This is a genomic window from Aeribacillus sp. FSL k6-2211 (assembly GCF_037966125.1).
Taxonomy (GTDB): domain Bacteria; phylum Bacillota; class Bacilli; order Bacillales; family Aeribacillaceae; genus Aeribacillus; species Aeribacillus composti.
Genome location: NZ_CP150190.1, coordinates 3,529,087 through 3,552,060, shown reverse-complemented (window position 1 = coordinate 3,552,060; position 22,974 = coordinate 3,529,087). Strand labels below are relative to the sequence as shown.

Genomic DNA, 22,974 nt, shown 5'->3' with positions numbered 1-22,974 from the left:
TTATGGATGCGTGGATTGAAATAAAAAAGGTATAACGAACCCGAATACTAAAAACGTCGCATCCTTTATGGATGCGTGGATTGAAATATTAATTTTTTGTTTTACGATTTTTGACAACTCTGGTCGCATCCTTTATGGATGCGTGGATTGAAATTTACTCGAGAAGTGGTCGCAATGGGATGGTGAAGGTCGCATCCTTTATGGATGCGTGGATTGAAATTCACAAGAATTTATGGGGAATCCTATCGATACAGAGTCGCATCCTTTATGGATGCGTGGATTGAAATCTTTATTTTTCGACAAATTTGATACAATGCGCATGTCGCATCCTTTATGGATGCGTGGATTGAAATTAATAATATCTTGAATAGGTTTGTCTCCGAAAAAGTCGCATCCTTTATGGATGCGTGGATTGAAATATAACTAATCATTTCATCTTCAAACCATACGTGCTCGTCGCATCCTTTATGGATGCGTGGATTGAAATCCAATTTTTACTTTTAAAAACGCAATATTACGCCGTCGCATCCTTTATGGATGCGTGGATTGAAATAATAATATGCTGTCCGTTTCGGCCCCAACGTGCCGTCGCATCCTTTATGGATGCGTGGATTGAAATCTTTATATCCCACTTAGTTTAGATAAAACATTGAGTCGCATCCAATACGGATGCGTGGGTTAAAATACTCCATATCCCCCTTTGCTTTATACATGTCTGAATTGTCACATCTTTTTAGATATGTGAAGAGATTGAAATTTCACAATAATTTGTGTTGAGTGCCTTATTGCCCAAGTTTGTTGTAATCCTTAAGTTTTTTAATGAAAATATTTTTGTAAAGGTTTAAAATGAAACATATACTAGTGCTTTTGTCATAATGCAAGAGAAATTAGCATTGCATGAATCAGAGGCTGGTTTAGGGGGAGTTTCCAATGGCTTGAAAAAGCGGTGAGACGATAATGAATATAAGCTTCTAAAGGAAAAATATTTTATCTATTTGGTTAGCATTCGGCTTGCTTCTTATTCGTGATGCCATTCGGAAAGATTTTATATTGCATTTTTCCCGAAATGGTTGTTTTTATATTTTAGTCGGTGCTAAAAATAGAAAGATTTTTGGTTATGCGGCAGCTTAAGTGCTTTCTGGCTTACCTGCTTTCTTTTTAGTATTTTCCGGCTCTTTTGCAACAGCTATATTCAAATAGCTTCCTGCTTTGCCGCTTTCATTTTAGTGATTCCATACGTTCTTTGCCGATGTGTAACCTCCAACTAGAAAAAGAAAAAAAGTTACATAAGAAGGTACGAGGGGGATTATTATGATACGGATGTATAAAAATTTAAATATTGGCTGGAAATATTCAATTGGTTTGATCGTAACAGTGGGATTATTTATTATAGCGTCTATTATTATAGGAAACCAATTTTTTCAAATAAAAAACAACATTGAACAAATTGACCGTAGAGGAGAAAAGGCTGTACATATAACAGAAATGGCTTCGCTTTTCAGAGCTGCTGACATACGAGTGGCCGATTATATAAATACAATGGATGAAAAAAACTTGCAAGAGTTTAATGATCGTATGCAGGAGTATGAAGACAAAAAGAAGGGAATAGAGTCTCAACTGGAGACTAAAAATCAACGGGATTTATTAGCAAATATTGAAACAAACAAGGAAATGATTAATGATCTGTTTTTAAACCAGCTAGTTCCGGCTTTGAAGGGTGGAAACAAGGAAGAAATCGGCAAGTTAAGAGAACAAATCGCTGAATTGCGTACAGAAACAGTTGCTCAGCTAGATCAATTGACAAAGGCCGTAGATGAAGAACGCATTGTAGCTGTCAATCAAACATTCAATGTTATGCAGCACAGCCTACTCATATTGGTTTTATCTGTCCTTTTATCAATCGTTCTTGGGGTAACAGTGGTTTTCCTTATTACGCGGACGATAAGGAAAAATTTACTTGTAGCAGTAAAAATGGCGAATCAAATCGCAGACGGGAACCTGCAAGGTCATGCAGTCATTTATGACGGTAAAGACGAAATCGGCCAATTAATCAATGCTATGAATAAAATGAAAGGAAACTTGCATCAGATTATTGGACATATGACAAATGTTTCAGGCAATTTAAGCAAACAAAGCAGAACGCTGTCACAATATTCCGAAGAGGTTCAGCAAGGCAGCCAACAGATTGCTTCTACCATGCAGGAATTATCAAGCGGTGCTGAAGAACAAGCGAACTCTGCATCAGAGCTATTAGAACAGATGAATGAATTTGAATCGATCGTAACAAATGTATTAAAAAATCAACAAGAAGTGCAGACGTTTTCAGACTCCATGCTTACGCTGACGGAGGATGGCAGTCAGGCAATGATAAAATCGATCGAAAAAATGGAATCAATTGATGCGAAAATTCAAGGTTCACTCGCAATGGTAAAAGGGTTAGATACAAAAACAAACGATATTGCCAAATTAATTAACGTCATACAAGAAATTGCCGATCAAACAAACCTTTTAGCGTTGAATGCTGCGATTGAGGCTGCGAGAGCAGGAGAACATGGAAAGGGTTTTGCAGTTGTCGCTGATGAAGTGCGCAAGCTTGCAGAACAGGTAGCTTCCTCTGTTTCGGAAATTACTTCTATCATTCAAGGCATTCAAACTGAATCTAAAAATGTTGTTATTTCATTGGAGGATGGCTATAGAAACGTAGCAGAAGGTACGGAAACTATTTCCAAAACAGGTGATATCTTTAATGAACTAAAAGAGACCATTAAAAAAGTCTCGCATAAAATTCGCGGTATGTCAGAATCGATTAACAGTGTTCTTGACAATACGAAAAAAATGGGAGAATCCATTGAAAGTATTGCATCTGTATCAGAAGAATCTGCAGCTGGAATAGAAGAGGTGACAGCTACTGCTGAACAGTCTAATTCTTCTATGAAGGAAGTAGCAAATTCAGCAAAACATTTGGATAAAGAAGCAATGGATTTTGATCGATTAATACAGCAGTTTAAAATTTAGTTAGTTTTTGAGATTGTATGTAACACACGTCTATTTTAAAAAATGAGGGCCATTTCAAACTTTGATAAATGTAAGTTTGAAATGGCTTTTTGTAATGCGTTTTGAAATGAATTTTTTAAGTTTCAAAATAATAATGACGGTGAAGTCCACAGCCTGGATTAAACTGCGCATTGCAGTTCGGGCATTGATATGCACTGTGCAAATACTCATTAATAGTCAATTCTTTCCCGCAATGGCCGCATAAAATCGCCTTCTCATCAAACAAGGCTTTGGGCCAAACTTGTGGATTTCCGCATCCCTCTTCCTCATGGCATTTATGACATGGATAATAAGTCTGGCAGCAATAAAATTTGATTGCAATAATATCCACATCTTTATGGTAATGCTTGCAACGAGATTGTCTGTCGACAACTTTACCTTTCACTTCTATTCCATTTATGTGCATTGGCTTTTCACCCCAGTTCAAAACGTCTTTATCATGTGCCACAAACAGAACGAAAAATCGTCATTTTTTTATATAAAAGTATAGCATAACTGTTTCTTTCAATTGTGCTTGGTTGTGATGACTTTGGAGGCTGTCTTAGAAAGTCAAATCGCCATTGAAAACAAAAAATCATAAACACCGATATATCAACGTTTCTAAAACATTAATGGGGGCGTCAATAAGCCGATTTTCTAGAAATAGATCAGTCTTTTCTTGATGATTTTGTGATATTGAGCAAAAACGATTATTTTAATGGCGCACAATATGGGCTTAGGGCATGCCGCAAAAGGACAAAGGTGCAGTTCGAAATTTGGGAAGCGATGAGGTTCAAGCGAAATTCATAAAAGTGCAAGATTTAAAGCAGGTACCTAAATTGTTTCCTATGAAATGGAATAAAGAAAATACTGTATGCAAAATTGTTTAAAGAAGGCTTGAAACGGGCAGGATTACATATTAAAATTCCTCTTTTTTAGGAATAACAGAACTGCTAAACATGCTAAACATAAAAAAAACAGTTTGTTTACCTTATCCCTTATTTTCGTCTTAAAATCCAAAGCTTTGTTTGCGTGTTACATAATAATAGTATATAATAGTATTAAGTAACGTGGATTAAGGGGAATAACTATATGGAATATGTTGAAGCTCTAAGAGATATAAAACAAATCAATGCCATGAAAAGATATTTAAAAAAGCATTCAGAGCGAGATTATGTACTCTTTGTGTTTGGCATCAATACCGGTTTAAAGATCACAGAAATATTGGAAATAAAAGTAGGAGATGTTTTGGGGGATGACGGCTACATAAAGGATTTTTATCTGCTTCCACATAAAGAATCTAAAACGACTAAGGAAGTGTATCTCAACCAAAAAGTAAAAAGGGCGATTCTCCACTATATCCAATCGAGACAATTGAACCGCGAAGATTATTTATTCCAGTCCGCGAAAACGAAAAAGCCCATCACGCGTCAACAGGCTTACCGCATTATCCATCGTGCCGCAGAAGCGGTCGGCATACAAGGGAAAATTGGAACGAACTCTATGCGTAAAACCTTTGGATTTCATGCCTATAAACGAGGAGTCGCCATTTCTTTGCTTCAGAAATATTTTCACCATTCGTCTCCTTCTGAAACACTCAAATATCTAGGAATTTCGAAAGATGAAAAAATTAGAACGGAAATTGATGTAAACCTTTAATATTCAACAACCTTAATCCATTCATTTAAAACATTTATAAGGAGGAATTTTTACATGAATATTAGAGAAAGTGAACTTCCGGGAATTGGATATAAGTTTGAAATTATTACAAAGAACCAAGATAAGCTTGTTATTGTCATCCATGATGATGGACGGAGAGAAATTTATCATTTTGATTCAGATGATCATGATGAGGTTTTAAGTACTGCCACATTTGATGACTCAGAAGCAAGACAAATTGCTGGAATTTTAGGCGGAATGGCATATAAACCTAAAGCATTAGAAACCGTTGACTTTGCGTTTGATGATTTAATTATTGAATGGTATCAAGTAGAACCTGGTGCACCAGTTGTGAATAAAACGATCGGTGAGATTGATATAAGAAACAATTATGGAGTTACGGTCATTGCTATTAAGAAAAAAAAGACAAAGAAGACACACAACCCAGGTCCGGATACGGTGATTGAGGCAGGCGATACATTAGTAATTTCAGGAGAACGAAACCAACTAAAACAACTAGTTAACAACTTATTATCGAACAAAGGAAAGGAGTGAGGTTTATAGATGGATCATTTAGTCTTTGAAGTTGGTACAGCACTTGTCCTTGTTGCAATTGCAGCTATTATCGCAAATAAGCTTAAATTTTCCATTATCCCTTTCCTGATTGTCCTAGGTATGCTTGTTGGCCCGCATGCCCCAACGATTGGGATTATCGACTTAACCTTTATTGAAAGTAAAGAAATTATCCAATTTTTAGGACGCATTGGTGTTCTGTTTTTGCTTTTTTATTTAGGTTTGGAATTTTCTGTTGGAAAATTGATGAAATCAGGCCGAAATATTGTGGTAGGCGGGAGTCTTTATGTAGCAATCAATTTTGTTTTAGGCCTTTTATATGGATTTATCGTCGGGATGCCATGGATGGAGACTCTTATTATTGCTGGGCTTGTCAGCGTGTCTTCCAGTGCAATCGTCGCCAAAGTCCTTGTTGATTTAAAAAGAACAGCAAATCCAGAAACAGAGTTAATCCTTGGGATCATCTTATTTGACGACATTTTTCTTGCTTTATTTTTAACCACAATGTCAGGTGTCTTGCTTGCCGGCTCTACTTCTGTCCTCGGTATCATTACCTCTGTTCTTATTTCGGTTGGCTATATGCTGCTGTTTTTTTTCATTGCACGAAAAGGTTCGCCTTTATTAAATAAATGGTTGAATATTAAATCTGACGAAATTTTCATTATTGTTATATTTGCTACATTGTTTTTTGTTGCTGGGTTTTCAGAAACCCTTCATGTTGCAGAAGCGATTGGCGCATTGCTGTTAGGTCTAGTTTTTTCAGAAACTGACTATCGAGACCGCATTGAACATATGGTAGTTCCGTTTAGAGATTTCTTTGGCGCAATCTTCTTTTTCAGCTTTGGATTGAGTATTGATCCATCAACATTAGCTGGTGCGATCTGGTTAGCTTTAGGCGCTGCCGCACTCACAATTGCTGGGAACTTTGTAGCTGGTATGATTTCGGGGAGGAAAGCGGGGCTATCCCATAAAGCTTCTACCAATATTGGTTTAACCATTATGGCTCGTGGAGAATTTTCGATCATTGTTGCAAATTTAGGGATTACAGCAGGATTAAATCCCATTTTAACTCCTTTTACTGCCCTTTATGTTCTTATTTTAGCGATCGTAGGACCGCTACTTGCGAAAGAAAGCAAAAATATTTACAAGTTTTTAAATAAGATTTTCAAATGGAGTAACACACCGGAAAAGAAAAAAATAAAAGTCCCAGGCGAGTAGCTCGCCAATGGGAAATTTTAAGCTCAATGAACATTATTATACACCAAAAACATCTCTCAAGAAATATAGAAATAAAACGCGAAAAATGTACGTAAGCTGTTTTCAAAAATTTATTGAAAATGCAGGTTTTCTCCTTATAACAGAAAACCTGCATTTCCTTGTAAACTATTACTTTGCGTACAAAATTTCGCATTTTTTGTTTGCGTTTCTTTAACGTATGGATCGAAGCGGCTGAACAGAATGTGCATTTGCTTGTTGACAGTTTCGCTACATAAAATCATCATTGTTGTTGTTTCAATGTACATTTCGAATTTGTTGCACCACTTTTAATTGACATCATTTTTTATTGTAAAAGATAATGATTGACAATACTTAAAAATATTTTCCCTGAGACGAGAAGCGCACGCTCGTCAAAGTCAAAGCGGGGATGGTGATGAGGATAATGAGTTTTTGGATCGTCTCCTCTTGCACCGACATGAAAATAAACACCTGGTTTATGCTTTAAGTAGTATGCAAAATCTTCAGCTCCCATTGACGGCTGATAATTATAAAAACAGTCAGATGCATACGTCTCGCTAATAATGGCTCGCAATTGTTCGGTTTCATTTCTAGGATTGATAACTGGAGGATAGCCGTTTAAATAATCAATTTCGTAGCTTGCGTGCGAAGCTTGGCATAGCCCTTGAACAATCGCTCTGATCTCTTCCTCAATTTGCTTCCTAACGTTTGGATTAAATGTTCTTACTGTCCCTTCTATTCTAGCGTTTTCTGCAATGACATTGAAAGCTGTTCCTGCTTGAAACACACCAACTGTCACAACAGCTGAATCTATCGGATTCACGCGTCTGCTGACAATTTGCTGCAAGTAGTTCACAATTTGGCTGCCGATGACAAGAGCATCTACTGTTTCATGCGGACGGGCCCCATGGCCTCCTTTTCCTTTTATTTGAATCGTAAATGCATCGACAGCAGCCATAACGGGTCCTTCTCGTAAGCCTATTTTGCCGTACGGAATATCAGTGGAAACATGTGCGCCAAATACAAGGTCAACATCGTCTAGGCATCCATCTTCAATCATAAACTTGGCGCCGCCGGGCGGTTTTTCCTCCGCGTGCTGAAAGATGAATACGATGTTGCCTTTTAAACGGCTGCGATCGATTTCACTTAATACTTTTGCAACCCCGAGGAGAGCTGCTGTATGCCCGTCGTGGCCGCAGGCATGCATAACTCCTTTTACGGACGATCTGTAAGGAGAGTCGTTCTCTTCATGGATCGGAAGCGCATCAAAATCAGCGCGGAAGGCAATGGTTTTTCCTTCTTTTCCGCCCTTGATCATTCCGATAACTCCATTTCCGCCGATACCGGTTTTTACCTCAATCCCAAAGGAGGAAAGCTTCTCTGCAATAAATTTTGGTGTATTTTCTTCTTGGAAAGAAAGCTCAGGATGCCGATGCAAATATCTTCTCCACGAAACCAATAGTTCGAATTGTTCCATTAAAGAACGATGAAGCTCTTTAATCATTTTCGCACCTTCTTTCAAAAATAATGATCCTTTTTTTCGATTAAAAGCTGTTAAATCATCATCAGAAATATGAAGTATCTAGTAGTCTAGCTGGGAAGAGAAGTAAGCTGAGTTTTAAGATCAAAAGTAACTCTTTAGCAGCGTTAGATAAAACTCGTCTTTACTTCTAATCCAACCAAAAAAGGCTTCATCACGTATTATTTTCTTTAAATTTTTTAATATTTCGCTTCTTTAGAAGTACGAAAACTGCTTTTTTAGGTATGGTTAAATATTTTAATCACCAATTCTTTATTAAACCTATACAATATATTGCAATTACTTAATATTCATTTTACCTCCCTTTTTTTGTCACACCAAGTAAAATTTTTCATTTATTTATATTTTACAGAACCATTTAAGAATGTATTCGCTGTCTCTATATAGAACTCTAGTAGAAACAAAAGAGGTTAACTCATGAAAAGTTCGCTATTGCTCAAAACGAAAGAACCAAGCTGGAAAAGGGATATAAAGAAAGCGCCATAAAAATAATCGAACAACCAGAACGTTCGTACATAAAAATGACCTGTCCTTTTCTTAAAGCGAGAAATGTAATATTCGATGATTGGTTTTTAAAAACAACACGTCCGGATTAGTACCATAAGATAAGCTGCCATCTTCTTTTCCGGGTTTCTACCATTTTTAAATTGTACATTCCAGAGTGGTTTAATAATTAATTCTTTTTTTCTAGAATATAATGTATCTCTAATTCTTCAAGATCCAATACTAAACCATCATACTTTCATCAAATGATCGAAAATATTCACCCCAACTTATTTTGACATCATTCCATTTTTTACCTTATTAACAATCCAGCGGTTGTTTTTGAAAAAACGTTTTTACCTGACGTTTAGTTCATCTATACGCAAATTTGCTGAATTCTCCTTTGATTTTTAAGTATTTTTAACATTGTTATTTAATTTTCGTAATTTTATAATGAGCGTGTAAATAATTTTCATTATTCTGATAAATGAAAACGTTTTTTTATACACTAACGCATCAGAAATATTTGATACATGCAAAGGAACTGTTGGAATACCGAAATGTTTAGAGGAGTGAATAAAATGAAAGATATCGTTTTGCTGGAAGGAGCAAGAACGGCATTTGCTGAAATATCTGGATCATTTCGAAACACTACTGCGACTGATTTAGGTGCATTTGCGGCTAAAGAAGCTATTCGAAAATCTAATATTTCGCCTGATGAAATTGATCATGTTGTGTTTGGAAACGTTCAGCAATCAAGTAGAGATGCACACATTTTAGCAAGACATGTTGGATTAAAAGCCGGCACCCCGATTGAAGTTCCTGCCGTAACGATTAATCGTTTATGCGGGACGGGGATTGAAGCAATCCTAACAGGCGCCCGCTACATTTTAACGGGAGAAGCAAATGTTGTGCTGGCTGGCGGCACGGAAAATATGAGTCAAGTACCGCATGTCATTCGCGGTATGAGATGGGGAAGTCCTCTAGGTTCGCCTGTTGTAGAAGACTGGTTATGGGATGGACTATATGATACGTATGGCGGCTGCACAATGGCTGAAACAGCTGAAAATTTAGCTGTCAAATATAATTTAACGAGGGAAGAAATTGACCGTCATGCTTTATCTAGCCATGAGCGTGCGATTGCAGCGAGAGAAAAAGGGTATTTTAAAGAAGAAATTGTACCGGTTACTGTGAAAGGGAAAAAAGGAGACATCATTATTGATCAAGATGAACATATCCGCCATACGAGCATGGAGCAGCTTAGTAAATTAAAGCCTAGATTTATTGAAAATGGTGTTGTCACGCCGGGAAATGCAAGCGGTATGGTTGATGGAGCAGCAGCTGTTGTCATTGCATCAAGTGATTATGCAGAAGAAAAGGGGTTAAAACCGATTGCCCGCCTTGTTTCCTGGGATGTTGTAGGAGTAGAACCGAAGTATATGGGGATCGGTCCGGTTCCTGCTATTCAAAATGCATTAAAGAAAGCAAATTTAACGATTTCTGATTTGGACTTAATTGAAATCAATGAAGCTTTCTCTGCTCAATATTTAGCATGCCAAAAAGAATTAGGCTTTGATCTTGAAATAGGTAATGTAAATGGGGGAGCCGTTGCGCTAGGACATCCTCTTGCTGCAAGCGGAACAAGAATCACGACAACTCTTATTTATGAATTAAAAAGGCGAAACAAAAAATATGGCGCTGTATCTGCATGTATTGGCGGAGGACAAGGAATCGCCGCTGTTTGGGAAGCGCTGTAAATCCGCAGAAAAAATTGAATGCTTCGGCTACACGAGAAAATAACGGGTTAAATATATTGTCGGATCAAGCCTTATTTGTTTCCATGCGGCAAGGCGATTTCAAAAGAAAAATGGGGCAACTGTATCGGATGTCAACTTCTGATGCAGAACATATTATTGAAGCAGTCTCTGCAGCTTTTTGATTATAAGAGGGTTGATGATAAGTAAATAGGTATGAAATGTTCAGCTGCTGTTGAAGCTGCCTTTTAATTCCGGCTGGAAAATCTAGATATTTTGAATGAAAAAGCCTCTAGACTGATGAACTTAGTCTAGAGGCTTTCTATTTTATGATGCGGATTGTTTTAAAAATGTTTCTCCTTCTGGTTTTGCCCGTTTGATAAAGAAAGTGAGAACGAGGGCGATCAGTGCAATTAACACTGATATTTTGAAAGAAAAGTTGATTCCATTTAGCATTGCTTCATTCATGATATCGGCCATTTTTGCTGGATCACCCGCTGCGGATTGCGCCAATCGCTCCGCTTCCGACTCTGCTTTGTTTTGCATGAGCGTGACCAGCAGCGCTGAACCAGCAGCTCCTGAAACTTGCTGCAACGTGTTGTTCATCGCTGTAGCGTGCGGGTTCATGGTTTGCGGCAGCTGATTGATTCCGTTTGCCATGACGGGCATCATCACCATCGACATTCCCAACATTCTTAATGAGTACATAAGCATTAAAAAGCTGTAGGATGTATCCATTGTTAAGTGGCTGAATTCATATGTTGTAAAAATGGTAATAGATAAGCCGATAATGGCGAGCGCTCTAGCACCAAATTTATCAAAAAGCCTTCCTGTTATCGGCGACATAATTCCCATGATGATTGCTCCCGGCAGCATTAAAAGTCCGGAATCAAAAGGTGAAATGCCGCGAATTGTTTGAATATATATTGGCATAAGCAGCATCGCTGAGAACATCGTCATCGAAAGAATGATCGAAATTGCGGATGATAAGGCGAACATCGGATATTTATAAATTCGAAATTGCAAAAGAGGCTCTTCCATTTTTAATTGCCGCATAATAAATAAGACTAAGCTGATCGTTCCGACAATAATGGTTCCATATACATGAACGGAATCCCAGCCTTTTTCCCCGGCGGAGCTAAACCCGTATAAAATGCCGCCAAACCCGATGCTTGATAAGATGAGCGATAAAATATCCAAAGATATTTGTTTTTGCGGCAAAATGTTTTTTAATTTAAAGATTGCAAGGATGAGTGTGAGAGCAGCGATCGGAATAACGATGTCAAACAATGTACGCCATGAATAATGCTCAACAATCCATCCGGATAGCGTTGGCCCTATCGCTGGCGCAGTGATCATTACGAGTCCAAAAAATCCCATTGCTGTGCCGCGCCGTTCAACAGGAAAAGCGACAAGCATGACATTCATTAATAAGGGAGCCATGATCGCTGAACCGGCCGCTTGAAACATTCTTGCAACCAATAACACGCCAAATGTCGGCGAAAGTGAAGCTAGCACTGTACCGGCTGTAAACAAGCTCATTGCTGTTAAATATAGTTGGCGATTCGTAAACTTTTGCAACAAGAATGCGCTGGCAGGAATTAAAATCCCATTAATCAGCATGTAGCCTGTTGACAGCCATTGCGCGGATGAAGGAGATATTTCAAAATCCTTCATAATGGATGGAAGTGCAACATTTAGAAACGTTTCGTTAACAAAAGACACAAAGGCACCAACAAATAAAATGGCAATCATCCCATAAGGCGGTTTGTTTAATGTTTCATGATTGGTCAAGCGAGAATCCTCCTTGTACTTATAGTATATTATTTTATACTGTTGTTATAAAAGATAATAATAATATATACTGATAGTATAAAAAAATCAACAATAACTTTTATTTTTGAGTTCAATCATAAAGGATGTGCAGTCAAATTGAACGATCGAAAAAGACAAGTAATGGAAGCGGCGCATACTCTTTTTGTTGAAAAGGGATTTGTGAGAACATCAGTTCAAGATATTTTAGATAAAAGCGGGATATCGAAAGGGACATTTTATAATTATTTCTCATCGAAAAAAGAACTTTTAATTAGTATTTTTGAAAAGATTAAAATGGAAACAGATCAGCGGAGAATGGAAGTGTTGGCTGGCAGGCAAGCAAACGATAAAAACGCGTTTATCGAACAAATTCAAGTCAAGATGGAAATCAGTAAAGAAAATAAACTATTCGCTCTGTTTTATGGTGTGCTGATGTCAGAAGATGAAGAGCTTAAAGGATTGGTGCAGCAGTATCATTTTGATGAACTTTGCTGGGCACAGAAGAGGATTGCAGAAGTATTCGGGGAACAAATACGTCCGTATTCGGTTGATTTGGCCGTGTTGTTGTATGGAATGGTTCAAAACGCCATTCATTTCGCTGTCACTGCCGGAGCAGAAATAGAAATTAACAGCATAATCGCTTATTCGTTGAGAAGAATTGAAAAAATAGCGGAAAATGTTGTGAAAGCGAAGGATCAGCTATTTGATCCGGATATAGTAGAAAGGCTGGAGCCGGAAGAGGCTTTGAATCGGAAAAAGAAAAAGGAATCCCTTTTCAATCAAATTGATAAAATAAAAAAATCGGCAGATGAGGAGCAAAAGGAATTGCTATCCTTTCTAAAGGAAGAATTGCAATCTTCTGTTCCGCGGCGAGCGCTGATTTACGCGGTGATGTCCCAAATTGATCAGAAGAAAAAGCTTGAGCATTTGGTCGATGAGGTGCTAAGATTTAATACTTAAAGACCTATAAAAGGCTGAATCGTTTTGCCATTCACTTACCAAAAGACTTGGATATAATAATAGGAAATGAAGTTTATTGGAGAGATTAGCGTGCAATTAAATTCCAACAAGATTATTGAAGCCTGTTTGCTAGCTGGTAAAATTATGCTAGAAAATGGAGCGGAAACGTACCGCGTTGAGGATACGATGCAGAGGATGGCTACATCGCTTGGTGTAAAGCAGTCTCATTGTTTTGCTATGCCCACTGGAATTATATTTTCCATTGACGAAATGGAACAGACAAAACTTGTACGTGTGCTGGAACGGACAATAGATTTAAATAAAGTTGCGATGGTGAACAACATTTCTAGAAGGATGGCGCAGGGTGAAATATCTGTTGATGAAGTTTTGTTGGAACTGAAACAAATAGACGAATCAAAACCTGAATATCCAGTTTGGCTGCAATTGACCTCCGTTTCCATCTTGAGCGGATGGTTTTTAATCATGTTTCAAGGAAAGTGGGCAGATTTTGTTCCTGCCATGATTTCAGGCGGTTTAGGTTTTGCATTTTTAGTTTATGTTCATCGTTTTGCTAAAATTAAATTTTTTTCAGAGTTCCTAGCATCGTTTGTCATTGGATTTACAGCCATTTGGCAGGTGAAGCTGGGCATCGGGACAGATTTAGATAAAATTATTATCGGTTCTGTCATGCCTCTTGTGCCGGGGCTGCATATCACGAATGCTGTCCGCGATTTGATGGCAGGACATTTAGTGGCGGGATTATCAAAGGGAGCTGAAGCGTTTTTAACAGCTTTTGCGATCGGGTCAGGAATTGCCATCGTTTTATCGATTTATTAATTGAAAGGATTGTTGTCATGCTGTCACAACTTGCAGCAAGCTTTATTGCAGCATTTGCATTTGGAATTATTTTTAATGTACCAAAAAAGACGTTATTTGCATGCGGAATTGCGGGAGCAGTTGGATGGCTTGCGTATTTATTCTTGATTCATTTTAAGATGGATTTAATTATCACTGCATTTATTTCAGCGCTTCTTGTTGCCTTCATTAGTCACTTGTTTACGAAAATGTATAAAGCGCCGATCATCATTTTTTCTGTTCCAGGTATTATTCCGCTTGTCCCAGGAGGGATTGCGTATGATGCCATGCGTCATGTAGTCGAGCAAGACTATTTTACGGCGATTGAACTAGCAGCTAAAGCTTTTATCATATCAGGAGCTATCGCCATGGGACTAGTGTTTTCCGAAGTATTGAATCGGATGATTATGAAAATTATTCGGTAGTAGCTCTTTTCAATTAGTTTACCGGTGCATTTGCCGCTTAGGGAACAAATTTTTATACATGTCAACTCTCATAGTCTCGCTGACCAGACTATGCATTTTGAGGTGGGGAATCGTTCATTTCAACTTGATTTTTGAGGTGGGTAGTAGCTCGTTTCAATTAGTTTGCCGGTACATTTGTCGTCTAGGCACGAATTTTATACATACTAGCTTTCATAGGACACGCTGGCTAGGCTATGCTTTTAAGGTGGACAATCGCTCATTTCAACTTGATTTTCCGAAGTATTTGTCGTCTAAGAAACAAATTTTTATACATACTAGCTTTCATAGACACGCTGACCGGACTATGCTTTTTGAAGTGTGCAATAGCTCTTTTTCAACTAAATGTCGGTGTTCGCTGATCTGATTATACTTTTTGAGGTGAGCTGCCATGCTTTATCAAGTTTTTGTGTATGGAACGTTGTTAGTCGGCGAAGCAAATCATCATGTTGTAGAGCCCTATTTAATCTCTTGCAAAAAGGGGCATGTGAAAGGACGCCTATATGATGTAGGAGATTATCCAGCGCTTGTTCTTGATGAAGGAGAAGACGAAGTTGCCGGTGAATGGCTCATTGTAACAGAAGAAGGATTAAGGCAAATGGATTTGCTGGAGGATTTTTTAGAAGGCCGGCCGAATAATGAGTATGAGCGTGTTTGGGTCAAGGATAGCCGGCAAAATATAGAAGGTTTTGTTTACGTATATTCCTTGGAAAAAGCGCAGCATCTTCCTATCATATATTCCAATTCATGGCGAGAGCATCGGAGAAATCAAAAGTAAAAGGCTGATTCAACAAATTGCTTTTCAGCGATGTTGAGTCAGCCTTCTTTGTATAGTTTTAGTATTGATTGTGAATGATGAATATGTTTTCTTGTTCATTACATTTGATTGACGGGATTGTGGCATTAGCCCACAACTTCCTGAAAGTAGCCGGCATCCGCCAGCTACTTTCAGATAAAAATCGAAAAAATATAAAAGCAAGTGGAGAGAAACGAATTGTTTTTCTCCACTTGCTTCATTTTAGGGACTTATCGGACAGCCCCGTGTTTAAACAGGCAGAATGAACCATCCTGCTTACATTATTTCAATTTGATGAGCTGTTCATATTTTTCAAGAATTAGTTTTGTTAACGGGTCGTTTTCGTCAAGCTGGCTGTACTGCTTCAAAGCTGCAGCTGCTCCTTTTGTTTTAATGATTTCTTGCAATTCGACTGCCTCTTGGTCTTCTTTATAGTCAAACAATAGCGCAGCTGCTACGGCTGTTGCAAGATTTTCAGGTTTTTGACCGAATTCCATTAATCTTTTTGCTGGTAAAATTAATCGGTCGTTTGCGCCAAGCTTGCGAATAGGTGATCTGGCTACTCTAGTGACATTATCGGAAATTTGTTTGTTTTCAAATCTAGAGATAATCTTATCGATATATTTTTGATGCTCGGAACGATCAAAATGATAAGTTTTCGCCAGCATGTCGCCGGTTTCAGCTAGCGCGCCTTCTAAAATTGGGCGGACAAACGGGTCCAATACAGCTTTGTCGATTGTTTCTATATTTTTGAAATAGCCTAAATAAGCTGCAGTAGCATGTCCAGTGTTGACAGTAAATAACTTGCGCTCAATATATGGATTTAAGTCGTCAACATAGGTGATTCCTTGAATATTTGGCAAGCTTCCTTTTATGTCTTTTTTTTCCACGACCCATTCAAAAAATGGTTCAACAGAAACTTTTAAAGGGTCCTCGTGGGTTTGTAATGGAACGATGCGGTCGACAGCTGCATTAGGAAAGCCAACATATTGATCCAATTTTTGTTTTTCTTCATCTGTAAGCGATTTGCCCACTTCTTCTTTTAATAATTGGCTGCCGCCGATCATATTTTCACATGCAATAATGTTTAAAGGCTGGACTGACTGTTTAAATCGTTCCTTAAGTCCTGAAGCGATTGTCGGTGCAATGATTTTTAAAATATTTGGACCGACAGCCGTTGTAATTAAGTCAGCTTGGCAAATGAGATCGATAACTTTGTCAGTTTGTTTTGCACTGTTAATTCCTTTGACACCTGTGACGGTGATTGTTTCTTTTTTTTCGCTGGCTAATTCGATGATATAACTTCCTCTTTTATTTAGCTCAGAGATTAGATTTTCATTCACGTCAAGAAAATATATTTCATAGTTAGCTTGATTTAGAAGAGCGCCGATGAATCCTCTTCCTATATTTCCAGCGCCGAACTGCAAAGCGATCATGTTTATTCCACCTCATTGAATAAATTGATTAATTCTTCTTTAGTTGCTGCATTGATTATACGGTCAACATTTTCTTCCTCTGAGCAAAGGATGGCGATTTTCGACAAGAGCTCCAAATGTTCGTTGTCTTTTCCGGCAATTCCGAACACTACTTTAGCAATGTTGCCTTCTCCATATTCTACGCCTTCAGGAATTTGAATAATGGAAATACCTGATGATAAAATGTCTTTTTTTCCTTCTTCTGTTCCATGAGGAATAGCTATATGGTTTCCCATGTATGTGGAAGTGATTTGTTCTCTTTCAAGCATTTTGCTGATATAATGTTCGTTCACATAGCCGTTATCCACAAGAACCTTTCCAGCTAATTTAATAGCTTCCTCCTGATTGTCCACTTTTGCATTTAAAACAATATTCTCTGCTGTTAATATTTGCTTCATCTTAGTCACTCCAATTAAAAAATTTTTCTTTCATATAACGATGGAAAATCTCATTCAGCTTATGATAGACAGCTGCTTCATCTCCGCTTTCAAATAGTGTTAAACTGCTATTGCTCTCAATAATAGATGAACTGATTTGGCTTAATATTTCCAGCTTATTTTGAGTTAGCTGTTCAGGAGCTAAAAGCAGCAATATCCGGCTGATTTCCATCGCATTTCCGTCCATTCCGAGGACGTTGTCCGCTTTGTCCAAATCATAAATACGAAATAAAGGAATCAATACTTCTTCATCTTTTAAATGAAATAAAGCAATTTTTGTCCCGGGAATTCCCAATCCTCCTTTTTGTTCTCTCGCCAAAAGCTTCTTCGCAACGGATTCATCATTTGTGATCAATTTTTCTTTATGCAATGTGCGGGCGATTTCCAAAAGATTTTTTTTATGCTGTCCTGTATTTTCAAGCAAGCTCACATTGAAATGGAGCAAAACTGTTTTGATAATATCGCCCAGTTCAAAAAATTGATCGATGATGTGAATCATATCGTTTGAAGGATTTTTCCGGAAAGGAATGCCCGGAACATTGTTTTCGCTTCTTTTGAATTCTGTCAGCTTTTCATTCATGTACCTTTTTATTTTGGCGATATCATGCTCATTTAACAGCGGATTAACTGTAATATATGGCACATGACGATACGGAAGATCGGTAGTTGAAATAATAATATCGTATTGGCTGACATCCAGCTTTTTCAAATCAATAAGAGAAGCAATATGAATGTTTTCTATTTCAGGAAATTCCTTGCGAAGTCTCGTTGCCAGCATTTTGGAAGAACCGATTCCGCTGGGGCAAACAACTAATCCTTGCAGCGAAATATTCTCCATCTTTGATTCTAAAGCGGAGCCAAAATGCAGTACGAGAAAGCCAATTTCATCCTCTGATAACTGAAGATCATAAAAGATTTTTTTTACCCCTTCTTCGACAGACGCGAAAAGGGCGGAAAATTTTGTTTTGATCTGTTGCAGCAGAGGATTGTGCGTATGAATCTTCTCTTTTGAACGTGTAATAGCAGGGACAAAATGGGCTACCAACCCTTGATATAAAGATTGATCTTCCGTCAAGGGAAAGCCGGTTTTGTTGGAAACAAATTCAATGAGCGCATGGACCTTTCTTGAAATGTCTACATCTACATCAAAGAAGGAAAAATCTTTATCTTCTTTTCTGCGCGCTCCTAATAAATGAGTCGCGACATAGCCGATTTCCGCTTCAGGAAACTTGACCTGAAAGGCTTTTTCCAATTCTTTGACGATCATGCGGGCGGATTCGAATTCTTTTGTGCCTTTCAATTCTTGAAAAACTTGAGGATCGATATCGATTGTTTCGCCTTTTTGGATTCTTTCCGCTGCCAGCATTAAATGGACTGCAAGAGCAATATAGGCACTGTCCGCAATAGAAAATAAAATGGTTTGCCGAAAATTTTCAAGTACTCCTTCAACCGTTTTTATTTTTTCTTCATCAATGATTTCAAAAATTTTTTCCCTTTTTTCATTTTTCTCTTCTTTTATCTGCCTTTCAATTGCTTGCAAAAAACTTTTTTCATCCAATTTCTCCATTATAATGTTTCCAAGGAGAGCCCTCTTTCCATTTTCTGGTCCAATGAGTTCTATTCCGTATCCTCTTTTTCGGATGAGCTTCAAATCAAATTGAGCAATCCATTCTTCGATTTGATCTAAATCATTGCTTACGGTTGCAGAAGTGACGTTTAATTTTTCAGCTAGTGTAAACAGTTTTAGAGGCTCGCTGGCCTCTAAAAGTGAACATAGGATAAGCACTTTTCTTTCTTCCTGGCTAAAGTCTGTGTGCTCTCCAGATCGGATATCTTTTAATAAATTTTGTTTCCGCAGCGATGGACCGAATAAGCGAATTCCTTTTCCTTGCAGGCTGTCAATATAAAGACCATATTTTTTTATCACTTTTTTTATATTTTTAAGCTCCCGGTGAACTGTTCTTGAGCTGACGTTTAATCGTTCAGCGATCTCTTTTGTGGAAATGTGTCGGTCCTCCTGCAGCATTAATTCGATGATTTCCCGTTCTCTCGCCCGCAAGTACATGGAATTCACCCCTTTTAAAGTGCACAGCTGTGCAATCTGCTTATGACTGTTCTTTTAATTTTTCTAGCAGTTCATCGTACTTAGGACTGTTTAAGAAATTCTCAACAGAAATGTGTGTTGCATTAGGAAGCTTTGCTTTTGCTCTATCTGTTAAATCTTTATGTGTAAATACAATGTCTGCGTCATCAGGCAAATTGTTGATGGCAGTGTTTGTTACTTCGATATTTAACCCAGCTTTTTGGACTTTGTTTCGCAAAATGGAAGCGCCCATTGCACTGGATCCCATGCCTGCGTCACAAGCAAAAACAATCTTTTGGACATTGGCTAATTCATTTTCTTGCAGCTCGGCATCTCCGCTGTCTTTTTGCGCTTGATTTGTGAGCATTTCTGCTGCTTTGCTTTCTTTACCTTTTAATTGCTGCATTTTCTCTGCTGCTGCTGATAAGTCTTCCTCGCTGTCTGCTTTCGCTGCTTTTAAGATGATGCTTGAGATGAGGAATGAAACAGCAGTTGCAACAATAACACCAGCCAACACACTTATATAATGTCCTTTTGGAGTCATAATCATTAATGCAATAATACTTCCCGGCGAAGGCACTGCCACAAGTCCGGCATCAAAAAGTAAGAATGTTAACACTCCGCTCGCTCCGCCGGCAATAGCAGCTAAAATTAATAATGGTCTCATTAAAATATAAGGGAAGTAAATTTCGTGAATTCCGCCCAAAAAGTGAATAATGGCTGCACCAGGAGCAGTTTGTTTAGAATTTCCTTTTCCAAACAGCATATAGGCAAGCAAAATTCCTAGACCTGGCCCTGGATTCGTTTCAAGCAAAAATAAAACGGATTTGCCTGTTTCTGCTGCTTGTTCAATTCCGAGCGGGCTTAAAATTCCATGATTAATCGCATTATTTAAAAACAGCACTTTTCCGGGTTCGATAAATATACTTGCGAGCGGAAGCAGGTTGGCATCGACAATGAATTTAACTCCACCTGCCAAAACGCTGCTCAAAGCTAAGACAATCGGGCCGATTCCTAAAAAAGCAATAATCGTTAAAATAGCGGCGACAATACCAGCTGAAAAATTGTTGACAAGCATCTCAAATCCGGATTTAACTTTTCCTTGGAACAGTCTGTCCACTTGCTTTATAATATACCCACCAAGAGGCCCCATTATCATGGCACCTAAAAACATTGGAATGTCCGCTCCAACGATTACTCCCATCGTTGCGGTTGCACCAACAACTCCTCCGCGAAGATCATACACCATGCGTCCGCCGGTAAAACCAATTAGAAGCGGCAACAAATATTGTATCATCGGATTCACTAGTTTTGCTAAAGCTTCATTTGGTGTCCAACCAGTCGGTATAAATAACGCAGTGATGAGTCCCCACGCAATAAATGCGCCGATATTTGGCATAATCATTCCGCTTAAATAACTGCCGAATCTCTGTATTTTTACTTTAACATTTGATTCTGCCATTGTGTTCACCCCTTTTATTTTTTTAGAATAATGTTTCTACATTTTAAATTTTAAAGCGTTATCATTGCGAGTCTCAATTTAAAGAAAAGTCAAGTTTGTCACTTTTGCTGCTGACAAAATTTATTTGAAGTTTAACCAAACGCATGCTTTTTATCCTTCTTTTTAGCTATTTTTTGGCATCTATCAGATGACAAATTTCCTGTATTTTATTACTATAAATGTAACTTCTATTTTCTGTATAAGGTGCTTGAAAATGGAATCGTATTATGTGGAGGGTATCGTAGTGGGGATGAAAAGACACGAAGCTCTGGAAGAGATTGAGAGAGTGCTGGGTATACGGGCTGTTGAAGTGCTGACTCATGTTGGAGAAGAATACTTTCGCTCCCTTGTTAAGTATATTGCAGAAACATTACATGCGCCAATAGTCCTTGTCGGAGAAGTGGACGAAACATCTTCAAAAATAAATGTACTAGCAATGTATCGAAACGGAAATTTGTCTGATGGAGATGTTCAGCCAATACTAGCTTTGGAAAGTTCTTTAAAGGAAGCGAGCTTTTACGAAAAATTTATTCACCAGTTATTCTCTAGATTAAAGGGAGATATAGAAGGCGCCGGTTATTTGGAAATGCCTCTTAAAAGCTACAAAGGGGAGATCATTGGGCTCATTTTTATTATAAACATAGAGACGACGGAGACAAAGGAGAAAGCCGAAACGATTTTTCGCTTGTTTAGGGATCGGACTGCGAAGGAAATAGCTAGGAATAAAAAGGAAAAAAGATTATTAAAGCTGGCACACTACGATTCGTTGACTAATTTATTAGAACGGGCTACTTTTCGAAAAATGGTTGATGAAGAAATAGGAAAACATCCTGAAATAAAAAGAGGCTTTTTCTTTATTGACATTGACAATTTTAAAATGATCAATGATTCTTTCGGGCATAAGAAGGGAGACGAGCTGTTAGTCAAATTTGCAAAACGATTAAAAGACATAATGAAAAACGAAAACGCGCTTCTTTGCCGCAATAGCGGCGATGAATTTGTCATCATGCTGAGAGATGTAGAAAAGGATCAAGTTTATAATTTAGCTGCAAACCTTGTCAATGAGCTTCAATATCCACTAATTTTAGGAGAAAATGCTGTGTTTATCACAGTAAGCATAGGAGTTTCTTTTTTTCCCGAGCATGGCCACAATGCAGACACACTGATCCATCATGCTGACTTAGCCATGTATGAGGCAAAAAAGGATGGGAAAAGCACATATCGCTTCTATCAATCTTTTATGGAGCATCATTACGAACGTTTTCTCTTGAAGCAGGAGCTGCGGCGCGGTATTGCCAATAACGAGTTTGTCTTATATTATCAGCCGAAAGTTGACATAATTCAAAGGAGAACCATCGGGTTTGAGGCTTTAGTTCGATGGAATCACCCGGAGAAAGGGTTTCTTTCCCCATCAGAATTTATTGAGTTGGCTGAAGAAGATAATACGATTGAATTGATAGGAAACTTAGGATTGGATGAAGCGTGTAAACAGCTTAAATGCTGGCAGGAGGAATTTAGTAATAAACAATTAACGATTGCGGTTAATATGTCGGCACGTAAATTTTTTCATAGTGATTTAGTTCATCAAGTCCAGGAATCGATTTCAAAATACAAGCTGCCGTATTCTTCGCTTGTCATCGAAATAACGGAAACAACGGCCATAAAAGATTTTGAACATGCGGTAAAAATTATTCAAAAGCTCCAATCATTAGGTGTGCACATTCATCTGGACGATTTCGGCAAAGGTTTTTCCTCTCTTTATTATTTGAATAGACTTCCTGTCAATGCAATTAAGATCGACCGTTCGTTTATACAACAAATCGGGCAGGGGCAAAAGGAAAATCCAATCGTCAACGCCATCATCGCAATGGCTCATTCTCTAAATTTGGATGTCATTGCAGAAGGGGTCGAGACAAATGTTCAGCTCGAATATTTGCTAGGGAAGGGCTGTCATATTATGCAAGGATACTATTTCAGCAAACCTTTGCCAGCGGATAAAGCAGGGGATTATTTAAGAAGAATGTAAATAATGATTCACTTCTGCCTCCATTTCTCAAACCGTTTTGGGAGAGGAGGCATTTATATTTTTTGGATCGGCGTGTTATCAGAGTGCGTTTTTTCATATAAAAGATGCCGGCATATCGAGTCCGGTCTTTTTGTTTTGTAAAAATGTTTATGTGTTTGATAGACTGTGTTATGTTAAGGGAAGATCCCGTAGATTATGTATTAGTATATTTTGAGAAAGAAAGGATGAGAGAAAGGTTTTGCGCATTTTTGTGTATACAGTTTTGATAGCTATTTATATTTTATCTC

At 38.0% G+C, this 22,974-nt stretch carries 19 protein-coding genes and 1 CRISPR repeat array (1 of these 20 only partly in view); of the genes, 12 read left to right on the top strand and 7 right to left on the bottom strand.

The features are described 5' to 3' along the window. Positions 1–685: a CRISPR direct-repeat array (repeat unit 32 nt; unit sequence GTCGCATCCTTTATGGATGCGTGGATTGAAAT) (it extends 5,789 nt beyond the left edge of the window). Between the two features lie 626 nt (positions 686–1,311). Then, positions 1,312–3,015: a HAMP domain-containing methyl-accepting chemotaxis protein gene (locus NSU19_RS17150; protein WP_327848742.1), complete on the top strand. Its 1,704-nt coding sequence runs from the start codon at positions 1,312–1,314 to the stop codon at positions 3,013–3,015. Between the two features lie 115 nt (positions 3,016–3,130). Here the strand turns inward: NSU19_RS17150 and NSU19_RS17145 are convergent, their stop codons facing one another. Further along, a complete protein-coding gene (locus NSU19_RS17145; RefSeq protein ID WP_066250083.1) occupies positions 3,131–3,460 on the bottom strand; it encodes a CHY zinc finger protein in 330 nt (109 codons plus the stop codon). Positions 3,461–4,125: 665 nt separating this feature from the next. On the opposite strand from NSU19_RS17145, the gene NSU19_RS17140 reads away from it, so the two are divergent. The 3 genes from NSU19_RS17140 to NSU19_RS17130 are packed head-to-tail and all read left to right on the top strand — an operon-like array spanning position 4,126 to position 6,483. Then, on the top strand, positions 4,126–4,692 hold the full coding sequence (locus tag NSU19_RS17140; protein ID WP_130157422.1) for a tyrosine-type recombinase/integrase: 567 nt from the start codon (positions 4,126–4,128) through the stop codon (positions 4,690–4,692). A 54-nt stretch (positions 4,693–4,746) separates the two neighbouring features. Continuing rightward, positions 4,747–5,247, top strand: a complete 501-nt coding sequence (locus tag NSU19_RS17135; RefSeq protein WP_066250077.1) for a cation:proton antiporter regulatory subunit — start codon at positions 4,747–4,749, stop codon at positions 5,245–5,247. Positions 5,248–5,256: 9 nt separating this feature from the next. Further along, a complete protein-coding gene (locus NSU19_RS17130) occupies positions 5,257–6,483 on the top strand; it encodes a cation:proton antiporter (RefSeq protein WP_144598418.1) in 1,227 nt (408 codons plus the stop codon). Between the two features lie 343 nt (positions 6,484–6,826). Here the strand turns inward: NSU19_RS17130 and NSU19_RS17125 are convergent, their stop codons facing one another. Further along, the gene (locus NSU19_RS17125; RefSeq protein WP_339197602.1) at positions 6,827–8,005 is read right to left on the bottom strand and encodes a M20 family metallopeptidase; all 1,179 of its coding nucleotides are present in this window, start codon (positions 8,003–8,005) and stop codon (positions 6,827–6,829) included. 1,100 nt (positions 8,006–9,105) lie between these two features. On the opposite strand from NSU19_RS17125, the gene NSU19_RS17120 reads away from it, so the two are divergent. Together NSU19_RS17120 and NSU19_RS17115 are read left to right on the top strand one after the other, a co-directional pair. Beyond that, entirely contained in the window at positions 9,106–10,281 is a 1,176-nt protein-coding gene (locus NSU19_RS17120; protein ID WP_063386832.1) for an acetyl-CoA C-acetyltransferase, read from the top strand. Beyond that, complete coding sequence (locus tag NSU19_RS17115; RefSeq protein ID WP_339197599.1) at positions 10,266–10,463, top strand: hypothetical protein; 198 nt, start codon at positions 10,266–10,268, stop codon at positions 10,461–10,463. Before NSU19_RS17120 ends, NSU19_RS17115 begins: the two co-directional genes overlap by 16 nt. Before the next feature lie 142 nt (positions 10,464–10,605). On the opposite strand, the gene NSU19_RS17110 is transcribed toward NSU19_RS17115, so the two are convergent. After that, positions 10,606–12,033: a DHA2 family efflux MFS transporter permease subunit gene (locus NSU19_RS17110; RefSeq protein ID WP_339200043.1), complete on the bottom strand. Its 1,428-nt coding sequence runs from the start codon at positions 12,031–12,033 to the stop codon at positions 10,606–10,608. A gap of 177 nt (positions 12,034–12,210) precedes the next feature. Here NSU19_RS17110 and NSU19_RS17105 point away from each other — a divergent pair, with 177 nt between their 5' ends. The 5 genes from NSU19_RS17105 to NSU19_RS17085 all read left to right on the top strand — a co-directional run bounded on the left by NSU19_RS17105 (position 12,211) and on the right by NSU19_RS17085 (position 15,431). Next, complete coding sequence (locus NSU19_RS17105) at positions 12,211–13,053, top strand: TetR/AcrR family transcriptional regulator (protein WP_144598416.1); 843 nt, start codon at positions 12,211–12,213, stop codon at positions 13,051–13,053. Positions 13,054–13,197: 144 nt separating this feature from the next. Then, positions 13,198–13,890 (top strand): threonine/serine exporter family protein, encoded by a 693-nt coding sequence (locus tag NSU19_RS17100; RefSeq protein ID WP_339200041.1) that lies wholly within the window; start codon positions 13,198–13,200, stop codon positions 13,888–13,890. A gap of 17 nt (positions 13,891–13,907) precedes the next feature. Beyond that, on the top strand, positions 13,908–14,333 hold the full coding sequence (locus NSU19_RS17095; protein WP_339197596.1) for a threonine/serine exporter family protein: 426 nt from the start codon (positions 13,908–13,910) through the stop codon (positions 14,331–14,333). Positions 14,334–14,760: 427 nt separating this feature from the next. After that, positions 14,761–15,147 (top strand): gamma-glutamylcyclotransferase family protein, encoded by a 387-nt coding sequence (locus tag NSU19_RS17090; RefSeq protein WP_066250059.1) that lies wholly within the window; start codon positions 14,761–14,763, stop codon positions 15,145–15,147. A 74-nt stretch (positions 15,148–15,221) separates the two neighbouring features. After that, complete coding sequence (locus tag NSU19_RS17085; protein WP_311066541.1) at positions 15,222–15,431, top strand: hypothetical protein; 210 nt, start codon at positions 15,222–15,224, stop codon at positions 15,429–15,431. Between the two features lie 15 nt (positions 15,432–15,446). Here the strand turns inward: NSU19_RS17085 and NSU19_RS17080 are convergent, their stop codons facing one another. The 4 genes from NSU19_RS17080 to NSU19_RS17065 are packed head-to-tail and all read right to left on the bottom strand — an operon-like array spanning position 15,447 to position 20,622. After that, the gene (locus tag NSU19_RS17080; protein WP_339197593.1) at positions 15,447–16,601 is read right to left on the bottom strand and encodes a mannitol-1-phosphate 5-dehydrogenase; all 1,155 of its coding nucleotides are present in this window, start codon (positions 16,599–16,601) and stop codon (positions 15,447–15,449) included. A 2-nt stretch (positions 16,602–16,603) separates the two neighbouring features. Then, positions 16,604–17,038: a PTS sugar transporter subunit IIA gene (locus NSU19_RS17075; protein WP_339197590.1), complete on the bottom strand. Its 435-nt coding sequence runs from the start codon at positions 17,036–17,038 to the stop codon at positions 16,604–16,606. Between the two features lies 1 nt (position 17,039). Further along, on the bottom strand, positions 17,040–19,142 hold the full coding sequence (locus NSU19_RS17070; protein WP_339197587.1) for a transcription antiterminator: 2,103 nt from the start codon (positions 19,140–19,142) through the stop codon (positions 17,040–17,042). A gap of 40 nt (positions 19,143–19,182) precedes the next feature. Continuing rightward, a complete protein-coding gene (locus NSU19_RS17065; protein WP_339197584.1) occupies positions 19,183–20,622 on the bottom strand; it encodes a PTS mannitol transporter subunit IICBA in 1,440 nt (479 codons plus the stop codon). Between the two features lie 289 nt (positions 20,623–20,911). Between NSU19_RS17065 and NSU19_RS17060 the strand changes: the two genes are divergently transcribed. Further along, a complete protein-coding gene (locus tag NSU19_RS17060) occupies positions 20,912–22,687 on the top strand; it encodes an EAL domain-containing protein (RefSeq protein ID WP_339200039.1) in 1,776 nt (591 codons plus the stop codon). Positions 22,688–22,974 lie beyond the last annotated feature (287 nt).

Bases quoted from the DNA above. Each gene is read 5' to 3' on its own strand.
- NSU19_RS17150 (WP_327848742.1), top strand. From the start codon at position 1,312: ATGATACGGATGTATAAAAATTTAAATATTGGCTGGAAATATTCAATT.
- NSU19_RS17145 (WP_066250083.1), bottom strand. From the start codon at position 3,460: ATGCACATAAATGGAATAGAAGTGAAAGGTAAAGTTGTCGACAGACAA.
- NSU19_RS17140 (WP_130157422.1), top strand. From the start codon at position 4,126: ATGGAATATGTTGAAGCTCTAAGAGATATAAAACAAATCAATGCCATG.
- NSU19_RS17135 (WP_066250077.1), top strand. From the start codon at position 4,747: ATGAATATTAGAGAAAGTGAACTTCCGGGAATTGGATATAAGTTTGAA.
- NSU19_RS17130 (WP_144598418.1), top strand. From the start codon at position 5,257: ATGGATCATTTAGTCTTTGAAGTTGGTACAGCACTTGTCCTTGTTGCA.
- NSU19_RS17125 (WP_339197602.1), bottom strand. From the start codon at position 8,005: ATGATTAAAGAGCTTCATCGTTCTTTAATGGAACAATTCGAACTATTG.
- NSU19_RS17120 (WP_063386832.1), top strand. From the start codon at position 9,106: ATGAAAGATATCGTTTTGCTGGAAGGAGCAAGAACGGCATTTGCTGAA.
- NSU19_RS17110 (WP_339200043.1), bottom strand. From the start codon at position 12,033: ATGATTGCCATTTTATTTGTTGGTGCCTTTGTGTCTTTTGTTAACGAA.
- NSU19_RS17100 (WP_339200041.1), top strand. From the start codon at position 13,198: ATGCTAGAAAATGGAGCGGAAACGTACCGCGTTGAGGATACGATGCAG.
- NSU19_RS17095 (WP_339197596.1), top strand. From the start codon at position 13,908: ATGCTGTCACAACTTGCAGCAAGCTTTATTGCAGCATTTGCATTTGGA.
- NSU19_RS17090 (WP_066250059.1), top strand. From the start codon at position 14,761: ATGCTTTATCAAGTTTTTGTGTATGGAACGTTGTTAGTCGGCGAAGCA.
- NSU19_RS17085 (WP_311066541.1), top strand. From the start codon at position 15,222: ATGATGAATATGTTTTCTTGTTCATTACATTTGATTGACGGGATTGTG.
- NSU19_RS17080 (WP_339197593.1), bottom strand. From the start codon at position 16,601: ATGATCGCTTTGCAGTTCGGCGCTGGAAATATAGGAAGAGGATTCATC.
- NSU19_RS17075 (WP_339197590.1), bottom strand. From the start codon at position 17,038: ATGAAGCAAATATTAACAGCAGAGAATATTGTTTTAAATGCAAAAGTG.
- NSU19_RS17070 (WP_339197587.1), bottom strand. From the start codon at position 19,142: ATGTACTTGCGGGCGAGAGAACGGGAAATCATCGAATTAATGCTGCAG.
- NSU19_RS17065 (WP_339197584.1), bottom strand. From the start codon at position 20,622: ATGGCAGAATCAAATGTTAAAGTAAAAATACAGAGATTCGGCAGTTAT.
- NSU19_RS17060 (WP_339200039.1), top strand. From the start codon at position 20,912: ATGAAAAGACACGAAGCTCTGGAAGAGATTGAGAGAGTGCTGGGTATA.